The organism is Rhizobium sp. BT03 (assembly GCF_030053155.1).
Taxonomy (GTDB): Bacteria; Pseudomonadota; Alphaproteobacteria; order Rhizobiales; family Rhizobiaceae; genus Rhizobium.
The window spans coordinates 1,184,067-1,196,879 of sequence record NZ_CP125640.1; the positions used below are offsets into that span (position 1 = coordinate 1,184,067).

A 12,813-nucleotide genomic window follows, 5' to 3' on the forward strand; every position below is an offset into this window, starting at 1 on the left:
TTTGATGCGCGCCGGTAAAGAGAAAGTTTCGCGGATTCCGCTCGCGCCGGTGCTGTTTGCGTTCAGCCTCGCCGCCGGCAATATCTTCCTCGCGCCGGCAGCCTACGCGCTTTCCGAATTGCACAAGATCCCCGGCCAGGCGGCCAACGACGCGCCGGCCGCGCCCGGAAGCGCTCAGGGACAGAGCCAGCCGCAGGGCGGGACCGCTCCCAGCGTTCCGATGGCCGATCCGCTGGTCAACAGCCAGAACAATCAGGGTGTCGACAAGACGCCGGGCGCTCAGGATGCTTCCAAGCCCGCCGAAGTGATCTACGACATCAGCAAGGTGCCCGAGCCGGTTCGCAAGATGCGCGAGCAGATCGTCGAGGCGGCCGCCTCCGGCGATCTCGAACGGCTGCGGCCGCTGATGGGGACCGGCACCGAGCAGACGCAGGTGACTGTCGGCGAGCCCACGGAAGATCCGATCGGTACGCTGAAGGATCTTTCGGGCGATCCCGATGGAGACGAGATCCTCGCCATCATGCTCGACATCGTCTCGACCGGCTTCGTGCATGTCGGCCAGGGTACGGCAGACGAGATGTATGTCTGGCCCTATTTCGCCGAAAAGGACCTGAAGTCGCTGACGCCGCCGGAGCGCGTCGAGCTGCTGCGCATCGTCACGGCCGGCGATCTTTCCGACATGCAGGAATTCGGCGGATATAACTTCTACCGCCTCGGCATTACGCCTCAGGGCAAATGGAAATTCTTCACGGCGGGCGACTGACGCCCATCTCGCTTTCGCGTCTCGCCTTTCGCATGGGGCGCGCTTGCGATCCACCTCGTGAAGACATACCTCTGAGCGATGACCAACGCGACAGGTTCCGCCATGCCAGCCGTATTCCTGAAAGACCGCGCACTGCTCTCGATCAGCGGCGCGGAAGCCCAATCCTTCCTGCAGAACCTGATCACCACCGATATCATCTCGCTTGCGCCAGACGAGGCGCGGCCCGGGGCCCTGCTGACGCCGCAGGGCAAGATCCTGTTCGACTTCATGATCTGGCAGGACGGCGACGGCTATACGATCGAAACCGATGCCGGCCAGCGCGATGGCCTGCTGAAGCGGTTGACGATGTACAAGCTGCGCGCCGCCGTGACGCTCGCGGCCCGCGCCGAAGAGGGTGTCACCGTTTGCTGGGGCGAAGGTGCGGAGGATGTTTTGGACAGCCAAAGCGTCCGGGACAGCCCAAGCGTCCGGGACAGCCAAGGCGTCCGGGACAGCCGCTTCGCTAAGGCCGGCATTACGTTGACCCGCAGGGCCGGACGGCACGGCGATGGCGCTGAGGCGCTCTACGACGCGTTGCGTATCAGCCACGGCGTCGTCACGTCAGGCTCGGACTTCGCCCTGCAGGATGCCTTTCCGCATGACGTGCTGATGGATTTCAACGGCGGCCTCTCCTTCAGGAAAGGCTGCTATGTCGGCCAGGAGGTCGTTTCGCGCATGCAGCACCGCGGCACGGCGCGCCGGCGCGTCGTCACGGTGTCCGCGGCAACGGCTCTGCCGGAAACCGGAACGGAGATCACCGTCGCCGGCAAGCCTGTCGGGACACTCGGTTCGGTCGAAGGCGACCACGGACTGGCGATCGTGCGCATCGACCGCGCCGGCGCCGCAATGGCCGCTGGCACGCCGCTGCTCGCCGGCGAAACACCCGTTTCCCTCGTCCTGCCGGAATGGTCCGGCCTCGTCTTTCCCACGAGCACCGACGAGGCCAGCGCGTGACGACGAAAGCGCCGCGTGCCTGGCAACGCATGCTGTCCGGCCGCCGGCTCGACCTGCTCGACCCCTCGCCGCTCGATGTCGAACTGATCGACATCGCCCATGGGCTGGCGCGTGTCGCCCGCTGGAACGGCCAGACATCGGGCGATCATGCTTTTTCGGTGGCGCAGCACAGCCTCGTCGTCGAAGACATTTTCCGCCGCTTCAACGATGCCTCCCCGCGGGACTGCATGATGGCGCTGCTGCATGATGCGCCCGAATATGTCATCGGCGATATGATCTCGCCGTTCAAATCGGTGGTCGGCGGCGGCTACAAGACGGTGGAAAAACGGCTGGAGGCCGCCGTGCACCTGCGCTTCGGCCTGCCGCCGCATCCCTCGCGCGACCTCAAGGACCGAATCAAGAAGGCCGATACGATCGCCGCCTATTTCGAGGCGACGGTGCTGGCCGGCTTCACACCCGCCGAGGCGCAGAAATTCTTCGGCCAGCCGCGCGGCATCAGCAGGGAGATGCTGATGATCGAGCCGCTGCCGGCGATCGAAGCGCAGCGGCTGTTCTGCGAGCGCTTCGCGGCGATCGAGGCCGAGCTGGAGATGGTGTCGTGAGCTTCATCGTCGTCTCGCCGCTGTCGCGCATCGGGGAGATGGCCGTGCGCCACAAGGCGCGCGACATGATCAGCCTGATCGCCAAGGAGCAGGCCTTCCACCGGCCGGGCGTGATCGCGGCCGACCGTCATCTGACGCTTGCGATGAACGACATCACCTTCAAGGGCACCGGCGGCCTGGTGGCGCCCGACGAAACGCATGTGCAGCGGATTATCGACTTTGCCGCATCGTGGCGGCAGGAGACGCCGCTGCTCATCCATTGCTGGATGGGCGTGTCGCGATCGCCGGCGGCGGCCCTGATCGCCGCACTGTTGCTTGCACCGGATCAGAGCGACGAACAGCTTGCCGGCCGGCTGCGGGCGGCCTCACCTTTCGCGACGCCGAACGCCCGGCTGATCGAGATCGGCGACGCGCTGCTTAACCGCGGCGGGCGGCTGGTTGCGGCAGTGCGGACGATCGGACGTGGTGCCGATGCCGACGGCAACGCGCCCTTCGTGCTTGCGATCGGCAAGCCCGCCTGCGGTTGACGCTGCTGCCATCTGCTCCATCTAGCCCCCGACCACCTACAATCGACAGGGCCAGATCATGCAGCAACAGGCAGCCGACGTCCTTCTCGCCACGCAAACGGCGCTCAGCCAGGCGAGCGCGCTGGCGGTGCAGTATTCCTTCTCCGTCCTCGGGGCCGTGATCCTGCTCGTTCTCGGCTGGGCGCTCGCCGGCTTTACCAGCCGCTGGGCCTATGAAGGCCTGTCGCGCGTCCATGGCATCGACGAGACGCTGGCGCGATTCTTCACCAATGTGCTGCGCTACGCGCTGCTCATTCTGGTGTTCATCACCGTGCTCGGCCAGTTCGGCGTCCAGACCGCCTCGATCATCGCGGCCCTCGGCGCAGCCGGCCTGGCGATCGGGCTGGCGCTGCAGGGAACGCTGCAGAATATCGCCGCCGGCATCATGCTGCTGATCCTCAGGCCGTTCCGGGTCGGGGAATACATCGAAACCAGCAGCGTGACCGGCACGGTGCGCGAAATCGGATTGTTTGCGACCGAACTGAGGACCGCCGACGGGCTCTACCGGCTGGCGCCGAATTCGACGCTCTGGAACACGCCAATTACCAATTTCAGCCGCGAGGCGACGCGGCGCAACGAGTTGAAGATCAAGGTGGAGGATGACATCGATCAGGCGATGGAGACATTGATGGGCCTTGCCAAAACCGATTCCCGGGTGCTGAAGTCACCGGAACCAAGCGTCTTCATCGACAGCCTCGGCGACGGCCCGATCTTCGTGACGCTGCGCTATTGGGCAAAGACGGGTGACTGGTGGACCGTCAGCCGCGACATGGCAAAACGCGTCAAGCTCGCCTTCGACGAGAACAATCCGACCGAGGCGCCGGCATCGAACGCCGTGCCGGCAAAGGCGTCCAACGGCAGGGCGGCGGCCGAAAAGCCGGCACTGAGGCGGCAATGAGACATTGATCCGGGAACTTATGCGGCAGACTATTGAATGACGCCGCAGGACAGTCTTTCCCCGGCATCACCCGAGGGCTGGCTGCGATAATCATCCGAATTGGCGTGCACCATCAATGCGCGGCCGCGAATGCCGTCGGTCTTGCCATCAAGCGTGACCATGCTGTCGAAGACCTGGGCTCTCAGCACACCGTCCTGCCCGACATATTGATTGGGCATATCGCCGGCGTGCGGACCCTTGGCGGCAAGGAGGCCGTGCTCGGCCTTCTCGGGGTTGAAGTGGCCGCCGGCCGACTCGTGATGGGTCGCGGCGTCGCATCGGCCGGTCTCGTGAACATGGAAGGCCACCCATTTGTTCGCCGGCAATCCCGATATCTCGACCTCGATCAGGACACCGCCGCTGGCGGCCGCCGTCAGCTGCGCGCGGCCGTCCTCCTTTCCGTCCTTGCCGACGAAATTGGCGACCGCTGTCTGCTTGTCCTGAGCGCCCGCCGGCAATGCAACGGCAAGCAGGCTCAGGGCGGCGATGGTGCACATGGCTTTCATGGAGATCTCCTTCCGTCCGGTTGTCCTTCTGAACGTATCAACCCGGAAGGTGTTCCTGATTTAGAGCGCCGCGCGTCCGACAGGACGGGCCAAGGACTCTCCATCACTTGGCAGTGGGCACACAGGACGGAAAAAGCCGGCCAACGGCCGGCTTGCGGATGTCCCGATTCGGGAGCGGCTCAGGCGGCGGTGTTGAAGTCGAACTGGCCGTAAGTGTTGCGGTAGAGATCGTCCGGCTGATCGCCTGAGGTCGGCGCCGTCTGCTGCAACGGATAAGGGACGGCGATACTGGCTGCCATGCCGCTGTCGCGCGAGTCCATCATCAGCGCAATCAGGCTGCCGGAAAATTTCGGCTGCGTCTCGCTGGTATTGTCCTCTTCCAGGAGCTCCTTGATGATGCCGGGCTTCTCATCCGCGGCGCGTTCGCCGCGGCTGAGTACACCATCGCCATTGGCATCAAGCCGCGAAAGTGTCGCCAGATATGCATATGACGTGTCGGAAACGGATGTGGTGCTGGTCATACAAACCTCCATTCACCGCCTATTGCCGGTGGTGTTTGTACGCAATACGAACGTGGAAAATCACTGATTGACTCGCTGGTTAAACTGATTTGCGCAGTGCGTCAATAAGTTGTTAACTTCTCATTAACGATGATTGACAAGAGTTAACGGAACGTCCCGAGGCTGAGCATCCGCCTGCGCCAGAAGAAGGGGCCTCACCGTATTTCAGCGATTTTTCACATATAAAACAAACGTCTAACGACGCGACTCCGCTGCTGCACTGCAACCGAATATTAATCCCGCCCGTCCAGAATGAGCGTCACGAGATACCACCTGGGCGTTTAGTTTATGAAAAATCAATTTTATTGTCCCCTCCGGAAGAATTTTCGATGCGATGAGGTACGTCCATCAACTGGCGGCGACCGTGGCCGCCGCAGCCGCCCCGCAAGAGCTCCTACATGAAGGCTGAAGCGCTTTTCTGGCAGCAATGCAGCCAGGCCGTTACGGCCGATGGATCGGTCGATGCGCAGCGTCTGATGGAGCTTGTGATCGCGACCTATCGCGTCCATGAAAGCGACTATGACGAGATCGAGAGAAGTGCCGAAACGCTGCTGCGGGAAAACCATGCGCTGAGAGGCAATATGTCCGCCCTCAGTCAGGCATTCGACGGACAGCAGAGGCTCTTCGAAATCATCCTCAACAACCTGCCGCTCGGTCTCAGCGTCTTCGACGCAGATCAGCGGCTGACGCTTTCCAACCTTCGCTTCCGTCAGCTTTTCGGCCTGACGCAGGACGATGTCATTCCCGGCGCGACAATCGACGACCTCATCGACAAAATGCGCGGTGCGGAGGGTGCCAGGGCCAGCCGGCGGGCCGGGCGACAATCCTCAGAAGCGGCAAACAGCAGCAGTATCCGCCGGCGCGAATGGCTGATGGATGACGGCCGCATCATCCAGAGCATGGTGACCATCCTTGCCGACGGCAGCAACATCGCCATTCATGCCGACATTACCGAGGATCGAGAGGCGGCCGAGCGCATCACCTATCTCGCCCACCACGACCCGTTGACCGGTCTTCCGAACCGCATCCATTTCCGCGAGCAGGTCGATGCGGCGCTCGCAGAGCGCAAGCCGGACGAGCAGATCGCTCTCGTTCACCTCAACCTCGACCGGTTCAAATCGATCAACAACATGATGGGCGTATCCGCCGGCGACAAGATGCTGCAGCAGGTCGCCGAGCGCATCCGGGCCTCGGCCGGTTCGGAAAACACCCTGGCGCGCCTGGGTTCGGATGAATTCGCCATACTGCAGACCGGCAAGCAGCAGCCGTGGAATGTGACGGCACTGGCCGAGCAGATCCGCCGTGAGCTTTCCGATCTCTTCCTGCACGGCGAAAAACAGGTGGAACTCAGCGTCTCGATGGGGATCGCAGTCGCCCCGGGAGATGGCGAAGAAACCGACATCCTGCTGAAACATGCCGGCGTGGCGCTGTCCCACGCCAAGGCGGACGGGCGCAGCCGCGAACGTTTCTTCGCCGGCGAGATGGAAGCGCAGATGCAGCTCCGCCACGCGCTGGAGGCAGACCTCAGAGCAGCCGTCGAGAAGGAAGAATTCGAGCTGCATTACCAGCCGCTCTATGACCTCTCGCAGCGGCGCATCTGCGGCTTCGAGGCGCTGATCCGCTGGAACCATCCGATCCGCGGCCGTGTTGCGCCGATGGATTTCATCCCGCTCGCCGAAGAGGTCGGCCTCATCGTCGATATCGGCCGCTGGGTCTTGCGCCGGGCCTGCAACGATGCAGCAGAATGGCCTGAAGACATCAAGGTCGCCGTCAACGTTTCGGCGATGCAGTTCAGCAGCAGCGACCTGACAAGGGATGTCGGCGAGGCTCTGGTCGCCGCCTCATTATCGCCGTCGCGGCTCGAGCTCGAAATCACCGAGAGCGTGCTGATGGAAAATCTCGGCGAAGTGCTGCCGATCCTGCATGCGCTGAAGGAGTGCGGTATCCGCATTTCGATGGACGATTTCGGCACCGGCTATTCCTCGCTGAGCTATCTCTCGAGCTTCCCCTTCGACAAGATCAAGATCGACAAATCCTTTGTCAACGACATCGCCGACAACAAGGAGGCGCATGCGATCATGCACGCGATCATCCTGCTCGGCGATGCACTCGGCATGCGCGTCACCGTCGAAGGCGTCGAGACGGCCGAGCAGCTGGCGCTGCTCGAATGCGAGGAATGCGACGAGATCCAGGGCTATCACATCAGCCGGCCGAGACCCGCGCTTGACGTGCCCCATCTTCTTTCCCTGCCGAGAAACGGCCGCGCGACGCCTCTGCCGAGCCACTGAGCCAGCTTCAATTGCGACTCGCACGGCAAGCGGCTACATAATCGGCAACGGTCCCCGAGCCTTCGTTGTCGCGTGCTTCGACCGAGATCCCGAATCCGCTTCCGCTCCGATGCTCTATCGACGGAAGACAATCCTCCTCATAAACAGGTGGCGCAATGGTCGAGGCCGAAGCCTTCTCTCCTCATGAAACGCTCGCGGCGGCGCTGATCGCACACGCGGCCGATGGCGACGACGGCTCGCACGACCTTTCCCATATCCTGCGCGTCTTCCGGAACGCCATGCGCATCCATGCCGGAGAAGGCGGTGACGGGCGGGTTCTTGCCGCTTCGGTGCTGCTGCACGACTGCGTTGCCGTCGAGAAGAATTCGCCGCTGCGGGCACAGGCATCGGCTTTGGCGGCGCAGAAGGCTTCGGCGATCTTGACAGAACTCGGCTGGAATCAGGCGGATATCGACGCTGCGGCTCACGCCATCACCGCGCATAGTTTCTCGGCCGGGGTGGCGCCGCAGACACTGGAGGCAAAGATCCTGCAGGATGCCGATCGGCTGGATGCGATCGGCATGGTCGGCGCCGCACGCTGCTTCTATATTGCCGGGCGGCTGGGATCCGGGCTCTACGATCCGTTCGACCCGGCGGCGGCGGAGCGCCCGCTCGACGACAAGCGTTATGCGATAGACCATTTCCGGACGAAGCTGTTCAAACTGGCGGACGGGTTCCAGACCGAGACCGGCCGCAGGCTGGCGGCCGATCGCGACAAAAGCCTGCGCGACTTCCTCCAGGCATTCATGGACGAGATCTAGAGCGGCTCGCATCTTTCAGATTCGCTCCTCGCGCTTTAGCTTCTTGTTTTTGCGCATGTCGTTGCGGCAAAAGCGCTTCGCGCTTTGCCTGGGAAAACCGCTGCACACTTTTGCGCGGCATGCTTTAGGAGAACCGTATGCATATCAGCGACCTCTTCATCTACCCTCTCAAGAGCGCCCGCGGCATCGCACTGCCTTCGGCCGACATCGACGCCTATGGGCTTCCCGGCGACCGGCGGGCGATGATCACCGACGAGCACGGGCACTTCATCACCCAGCGCGAATTGCCGGACCTCGCACGCATCGAAGTCCAGCCGGAACCCGGCGCTTTTCGGCTGCTGATGCAGGGAAAGCAGGACATATCGGTGCCGCCGCCTCGGCCTGAAAGCCGCATGGATGTGAGCGTGTGGAAATCGACCGTCAGTGCCGCCGTCGCCGATCCCGACAGCAACCGGTTGCTTTCCGAGTGGCTCGGCCGCGAGGTGCGGCTGGTCTTCTTCGACGGCCAGGCAAGGCGGACGGCGAATGCCGAATGGGCCGGTGAAGGTACGCCGGTCACCTTTACCGACGGCTATCAGATCCTGGTGACGACAACCGGCTCGCTGAAAGCGTTGAACGCCGACCTCGCCGCCCATGGCGAAGGCAGCGTTGGCATGGAACGTTTCCGTCCGAACATCGTCATCGATATCGACGAGGCCTGGCCGGAGGACCGCTGGGCGGCGATCGAGATTGCCGGCATCCGCTTCGATCTCGTCAAACCCTGCTCGCGCTGCATCATGACGACGCAGGACCAGTTGACCGGTTCGCGCGAGGGGCCGAACCCGATGCCATCAATGGGCCGCATCCGCATGTCGGCCGACCGGCGTGTGCCCGGCCCGCTCTTCGGCTGGAACGTCACCCCGCGCGGCAGCGGCAGGATCACGATCGGTGACACCGTGCGCGTCGTCGAGGAAAGGCCTGAGGGCTGGGCGTTGAAGGTTCGTGCACGGCGGTAGGTCGAATTGCGGAAGGCTTTCTTCCGCACGCGCTGAACGTTCTCCCCATTCCTGTGCTCGTCACAGGAATGGGGAAGCGTGGGGGATTGTCACCGCCTCTCACTGATGCCCGAGTGCGGCGTCGATCCCCGCCATGATATCCGCCGGCAGCGGTCCCTTTTCCAGCGCCCCGACATTTTCCTCCACCTGGGCGAACGTGCGGAAGCCTGGAATAGGCAGTGTGCGCGGCGATTTTGCCCAGAGCCAGGCGAGCGCCCCTTGCGTCAGCGTGCGGCCACCCGAGGTCAGGAGATCGCGGACGGCGTCGAGCCTTGCGGCGAATTCCGGGGCCATGCGCCCGTCCTTGAAGTAGACCATCCAGTCGAGGGCCGCGCCGCGTACATCCTTGGCGCCCACTGCCTTGTCGGCGGTAAACTTGCCGGTCAGGAGCCCCATGGCCAACGGACCACGATTAATTGAGATCAGCCCCTGCCTTTCGATCACCGCGATCATCTCCGGCACCGGCTCAAAGACGTTCATCGTATGCTGCACCGAGACATAGCCCTGGCGGCCGGCATGGCGGGCGGCGCGATCGGGAGAATCGGTGCTCCAGCCGAATGCGTCGATCTTGCCTTCGGCGCGCAGCGCCTCCAGCACGTCGAAGACGGCATCGGATTGTTCCAACGGAAAATCATTGATGTGGAATTGCAGGAGATCGAGGCGGTCGCGCCTGAGGCTGCGCAGCGAGGTCTCGACCGAACGGCGGATGAAGGCCTCATCGGCGAAGGCGCCAGTTGCCTGCTTGGTTTGCGGGTCGGTGGCGAAGCCGAACTTGGTGGCGACGACAATATCGTCGCGATTGCCGATCGCCCGGCCGAGCACTTCTTCGGAATGGCCGGCGCCGTAATTCGAGGCTGTATCGAAGAAGCAGATGCCGAGTTCGATGGCGCGGCGGATCGCTTCGACGGATTCATCGTCGTCGACCTCGCCCCAGCCGAGCGGCGTGTCACCGGCAAAGAAGGGGCCGCCGATCGCCCAGCATCCCATGCCGAGACGCGGAATTTCGCGGCCGTTCCAGAGCGTGATCGTCGTCGGTGTTGCGGTCTTGGTCAGCATGGGATCCTCCTTGGCTGGCAGTCCTCCAGACATAGGAAGGGCTCCCATGCGGGTAAACCGCCAAATCCGGAGGATGTTTTGCACCGGTAAAAAACCGAAGTCAGGCGGAAATATCATTCGGACCGGAAAGCGTCCGCAAGGCTGGATTGAGCGCCTTGAGCGCCGCCTGAACGAAGCCGTCGCGGGCTGCTGCGGCTTCGATGCCGCGTGGTTCATAGACGTGGCGATGCAAAAAGAACCCGGTCAGACGGAACGCGGCCGTGAGACTATCGAAGTCGGCCGCACGATTGCCTTCGATACCGAGAAACGGTGGCAGGAGCAGCATCTTGTCCGCCCAGGGCGCACCGGCGCTGCGGCTGACGGCGCGGCCGGATTTGGGCGAGACATAGACGAGATCGGAACGGGCGCCGGTCGCGGCGCATTCGGCGAGATCGAGGCCGAAGCCGAGATCGTTCAGCACCGCCAGTTCGAAACGCACGAAGAGCTCGCCGGCATCGGCCGGGTTGTGCAGGTGATCGAGGATGACCTCCAGCGCTTCGAAGAGATGCGGATGCGGATCACGCTCCGGCAGCAGCCGCAGCAGCGCGCCCATCGCCTGAACGCCGTAGACGGCGGTCGCCGTTTCCATCAGGCGGGCGGCGCGCAACGTCACCGGTTCGACGCGGAATTCGCCGAGATGTTCGTCCAACCTGGCGCGCCAGATAACCTCCACGGCATTGCCGGCCTGCAGCACCGGCTGCATGGCGCGCGACCGGCCGGAGCGCACCAGGCCAAGATGGCGGCCGCGATCGCGCGTCATCACCTCGGCGATGACACTCGTCTCGCCGTGGCGCTTGACGCCCAGGATGATCGCCTGATCCTGCCACTGCATCGAAAGAAGTCCTTGCGGCTGACGAATCCATCCTAGAGCCTTTCCCGGTTAGATTGAAGCATTCTGTTGGCTCAAACGGAGTCGGATGGTCGACCGGCCGGCGCGTCGTAGCCCGGCTTTACGGCCAAGCCGGCCGGTCGATCAGCCGGCCCGTTTCAGCCAACCCGAAGGGCCGGGCATCTTTCCGCCAGGATCAGAGGCGATCGGCTCGGCCGTACCAAGAGGTATGCCCGTCGCCAATCGCCTCTGCCCTGACGAAAACCTGCTCCGGCAGAATGCTTCAATCTAACCAGGAAAGGCTCTAGAACATGATGCCGAAAATGGAAAAGGCCTAGCTGCTGTCCTGGACCGCGTCAGGCGACGGCGGGGAATAACCTCAGCAGGAATTGACGCATCGCCGTTTCGTCGAAAGGCTTCACCAGAAGCGGAATGTGCTGCAAGTCCGGCGGGAAATCGCCGGTATCGGAATAACCGCTGACAAAGCCGAAGGGAATGCCGAGATCGAGAAGATGACGAGCAAATCCGAAGCTCATGCCCTCGCCGAGATTGACGTCGAGAAGCGCGAAATCATAGGTCTCCGCAGTGATGGCAGCCCTCGCCTGCTCCACACTGCCGACGATATCGATATTCTCGACGCCGGCCAGGCGCAAAATGTCCTCCGCCTCCATCGCGATAATCAGGCTGTCTTCAAGAACCAGAACACGGATTGCGCTCATGATTGCCCGCCCTCCGTCGGGCGGCAGTCGCAGCGCCCCGGCTGTTTCGCCAACATCAATGCCCTCCGGTGCCCCGCATGGCACGCTGTCGGTGAATTCCGCCACCATTTCTGAATGAACCATTTTTCTGCCCGGTCGATAAGAATCAAATCGGAGGAAAGACGACGACCGAGCTTATTTTCCCTGATGCTAATGCGCATTTAAAAAAGACATAAGGCCGGGACTAGATGAAGGGACGTTTGCTTTCTCCGAGCCCTTCCCAGCCAGCAATCGCCATCAGTTCCTCGCCGTTCAGAACCTCGCAGCCGCGCTCCTGCCAGCGGATCAACCCACGTTCACCGAGCTTTTTCAAGGTCTTGTTGGTGTGGACGATGGAAAGGCCGAGCGTATCGGCAATGTGTTGCTGGGTGATGGGGATGAATTGGCGGCCATTGAAGAGATTAAGCTTCCGGCCGCGCTCAAACAGGAAAGCGATCAGATAGGCTGCTCTTTCCAACGCCGTGCGACGGCCGATGCTGAGCAGGTGTTCATCCAAGATTCGCTCCTCGCGCGCCGCGATCCAGGTGATGTCGAAGGCAAGCGAGGGGTGTTTGTTATAGAGCGTCATCAGCCTGTCGCGCTCGAAGACGCAGAGAGAAACCGGTGAAAGCGCTTCGACGGAATGCTGCATCTCGCCGGCGATCGTTCCCTGCAGGCCGACCAGATCGCCCGGCATGATATAATTCAGTATCTGGCGGCGCCCATCCTCCAGCATCTTGTAGCGAAAGCCCCAACCGGCAAGCACGGTGAAAAGATGGGCGCTGTGCGCACCCTCGACGAGGATGGTGGAGCCGGCATCGACGGCAAGTTCACCTCTCTTGAAATTGGAAACGAATTCCAGTTCGTCGCGGCTGAATTCCCGGAAATGCGGCAGGGGCCGCAAAGGACATTGCTGGCAAGGAGTCTTGAAGGAATTGATCGATCTCGACGTCACCATGCCCGCCCCTGCCGTCGCAAAACAGGCACGCCGTCTTTGGCGCGCCGTTCATGAAGGAATGCACAAGTTACCGAATTGTTCCGTGAGCGATGCGGTTTTTTTATTTGAAAACAAGGGGCTGGTAGCCGAATAAGCAAATTCTTGC

The 12,813-nt window shown here is 62.5% G+C and carries 15 protein-coding genes; 9 read left to right on the forward strand and 6 right to left on the reverse strand.

The features are described from left to right. Positions 1 to 4 precede the first annotated feature (4 nt). From QMO80_RS05855 to QMO80_RS05875, 5 genes are all read left to right on the forward strand, one after another. On the forward strand, positions 5 to 763 hold the full coding sequence (locus tag QMO80_RS05855; RefSeq protein WP_049733892.1) for a hypothetical protein: 759 nt from the start codon (positions 5 to 7) through the stop codon (positions 761 to 763). A 102-nt stretch (positions 764 to 865) separates the two neighbouring features. Next, positions 866 to 1,756, forward strand: a complete 891-nt coding sequence (locus tag QMO80_RS05860; protein WP_283199236.1) for a folate-binding protein YgfZ — start codon at positions 866 to 868, stop codon at positions 1,754 to 1,756. 29 nt (positions 1,757 to 1,785) lie between these two features. Continuing rightward, positions 1,786 to 2,358, forward strand: coding sequence for an HD family hydrolase (locus QMO80_RS05865; protein WP_283200121.1), 573 nt, complete (start codon positions 1,786 to 1,788; stop codon positions 2,356 to 2,358). Continuing rightward, positions 2,355 to 2,885: a tyrosine phosphatase family protein gene (locus QMO80_RS05870; protein ID WP_283199237.1), complete on the forward strand. Its 531-nt coding sequence runs from the start codon at positions 2,355 to 2,357 to the stop codon at positions 2,883 to 2,885. The genes QMO80_RS05865 and QMO80_RS05870 overlap by 4 nt, the downstream gene beginning before the upstream one ends. Before the next feature lie 58 nt (positions 2,886 to 2,943). After that, positions 2,944 to 3,822, forward strand: coding sequence for a mechanosensitive ion channel family protein (locus QMO80_RS05875; RefSeq protein WP_283199238.1), 879 nt, complete (start codon positions 2,944 to 2,946; stop codon positions 3,820 to 3,822). Positions 3,823 to 3,851: 29 nt separating this feature from the next. Here QMO80_RS05875 and QMO80_RS05880 read toward each other — a convergent pair whose 3' ends face one another. Together QMO80_RS05880 and QMO80_RS05885 are read right to left on the reverse strand one after the other, a co-directional pair. Further along, positions 3,852 to 4,367, reverse strand: a complete 516-nt coding sequence (locus QMO80_RS05880) for a superoxide dismutase family protein (RefSeq protein WP_283199239.1) — start codon at positions 4,365 to 4,367, stop codon at positions 3,852 to 3,854. Positions 4,368 to 4,546: 179 nt separating this feature from the next. Beyond that, positions 4,547 to 4,888: a hypothetical protein gene (locus QMO80_RS05885; RefSeq protein ID WP_283199240.1), complete on the reverse strand. Its 342-nt coding sequence runs from the start codon at positions 4,886 to 4,888 to the stop codon at positions 4,547 to 4,549. A gap of 437 nt (positions 4,889 to 5,325) precedes the next feature. Here QMO80_RS05885 and QMO80_RS05890 point away from each other — a divergent pair, with 437 nt between their 5' ends. The 3 genes from QMO80_RS05890 to QMO80_RS05900 all read left to right on the forward strand — a co-directional run bounded on the left by QMO80_RS05890 (position 5,326) and on the right by QMO80_RS05900 (position 9,010). Then, complete coding sequence (locus QMO80_RS05890; RefSeq protein ID WP_283199241.1) at positions 5,326 to 7,215, forward strand: bifunctional diguanylate cyclase/phosphodiesterase; 1,890 nt, start codon at positions 5,326 to 5,328, stop codon at positions 7,213 to 7,215. Between the two features lie 155 nt (positions 7,216 to 7,370). Beyond that, the gene (locus QMO80_RS05895) at positions 7,371 to 8,015 is read left to right on the forward strand and encodes an HD domain-containing protein (protein ID WP_283199242.1); all 645 of its coding nucleotides are present in this window, start codon (positions 7,371 to 7,373) and stop codon (positions 8,013 to 8,015) included. A gap of 137 nt (positions 8,016 to 8,152) precedes the next feature. Next, entirely contained in the window at positions 8,153 to 9,010 is an 858-nt protein-coding gene (locus tag QMO80_RS05900; protein ID WP_283199243.1) for an MOSC domain-containing protein, read from the forward strand. A 99-nt stretch (positions 9,011 to 9,109) separates the two neighbouring features. Here the strand turns inward: QMO80_RS05900 and QMO80_RS05905 are convergent, their stop codons facing one another. The 4 genes from QMO80_RS05905 to QMO80_RS05920 form a co-directional block, all read right to left on the reverse strand. Beyond that, the gene (locus QMO80_RS05905) at positions 9,110 to 10,105 is read right to left on the reverse strand and encodes an aldo/keto reductase (RefSeq protein ID WP_283199244.1); all 996 of its coding nucleotides are present in this window, start codon (positions 10,103 to 10,105) and stop codon (positions 9,110 to 9,112) included. A gap of 100 nt (positions 10,106 to 10,205) precedes the next feature. Next, positions 10,206 to 10,976 (reverse strand): DNA repair protein RecO, encoded by a 771-nt coding sequence (gene recO / locus QMO80_RS05910; RefSeq protein ID WP_097626859.1) that lies wholly within the window; start codon positions 10,974 to 10,976, stop codon positions 10,206 to 10,208. Positions 10,977 to 11,329: 353 nt separating this feature from the next. Further along, positions 11,330 to 11,815, reverse strand: a complete 486-nt coding sequence (locus tag QMO80_RS05915; protein WP_097626857.1) for a response regulator — start codon at positions 11,813 to 11,815, stop codon at positions 11,330 to 11,332. A 100-nt stretch (positions 11,816 to 11,915) separates the two neighbouring features. After that, entirely contained in the window at positions 11,916 to 12,668 is a 753-nt protein-coding gene (locus tag QMO80_RS05920; protein ID WP_283199245.1) for a Crp/Fnr family transcriptional regulator, read from the reverse strand. Between QMO80_RS05920 and QMO80_RS05925 the strand changes: the two genes are divergently transcribed. Beyond that, the gene (locus QMO80_RS05925; protein WP_283200262.1) at positions 12,646 to 12,801 is read left to right on the forward strand and encodes a hypothetical protein; all 156 of its coding nucleotides are present in this window, start codon (positions 12,646 to 12,648) and stop codon (positions 12,799 to 12,801) included. The two genes, QMO80_RS05920 and QMO80_RS05925, sit on opposite strands and share 23 nt — an antisense overlap. The last annotated feature ends 12 nt before the right edge of the window (positions 12,802 to 12,813 follow it).

What these genes read in the sequence shown, in the direction of transcription:
- QMO80_RS05860 (WP_283199236.1), top strand. Translation starts at nt 866, where the DNA reads ATGCCAGCCGTATTCCTGAAAGACCGCGCACTGCTCTCGATCAGCGGC.
- QMO80_RS05900 (WP_283199243.1), top strand. Translation starts at nt 8,153, where the DNA reads ATGCATATCAGCGACCTCTTCATCTACCCTCTCAAGAGCGCCCGCGGC.
- QMO80_RS05865 (WP_283200121.1), top strand. Translation starts at nt 1,786, where the DNA reads ATGCTGTCCGGCCGCCGGCTCGACCTGCTCGACCCCTCGCCGCTCGAT.
- QMO80_RS05905 (WP_283199244.1), bottom strand. Translation starts at nt 10,105, where the DNA reads ATGCTGACCAAGACCGCAACACCGACGACGATCACGCTCTGGAACGGC.
- QMO80_RS05890 (WP_283199241.1), top strand. Translation starts at nt 5,326, where the DNA reads ATGAAGGCTGAAGCGCTTTTCTGGCAGCAATGCAGCCAGGCCGTTACG.
- QMO80_RS05920 (WP_283199245.1), bottom strand. Translation starts at nt 12,668, where the DNA reads ATGGTGACGTCGAGATCGATCAATTCCTTCAAGACTCCTTGCCAGCAA.
- QMO80_RS05855 (WP_049733892.1), top strand. Translation starts at nt 5, where the DNA reads ATGCGCGCCGGTAAAGAGAAAGTTTCGCGGATTCCGCTCGCGCCGGTG.
- QMO80_RS05895 (WP_283199242.1), top strand. Translation starts at nt 7,371, where the DNA reads ATGGTCGAGGCCGAAGCCTTCTCTCCTCATGAAACGCTCGCGGCGGCG.
- QMO80_RS05880 (WP_283199239.1), bottom strand. Translation starts at nt 4,367, where the DNA reads ATGAAAGCCATGTGCACCATCGCCGCCCTGAGCCTGCTTGCCGTTGCA.
- QMO80_RS05885 (WP_283199240.1), bottom strand. Translation starts at nt 4,888, where the DNA reads ATGACCAGCACCACATCCGTTTCCGACACGTCATATGCATATCTGGCG.
- QMO80_RS05875 (WP_283199238.1), top strand. Translation starts at nt 2,944, where the DNA reads ATGCAGCAACAGGCAGCCGACGTCCTTCTCGCCACGCAAACGGCGCTC.
- recO (WP_097626859.1), bottom strand. Translation starts at nt 10,976, where the DNA reads ATGCAGTGGCAGGATCAGGCGATCATCCTGGGCGTCAAGCGCCACGGC.
- QMO80_RS05915 (WP_097626857.1), bottom strand. Translation starts at nt 11,815, where the DNA reads ATGGTTCATTCAGAAATGGTGGCGGAATTCACCGACAGCGTGCCATGC.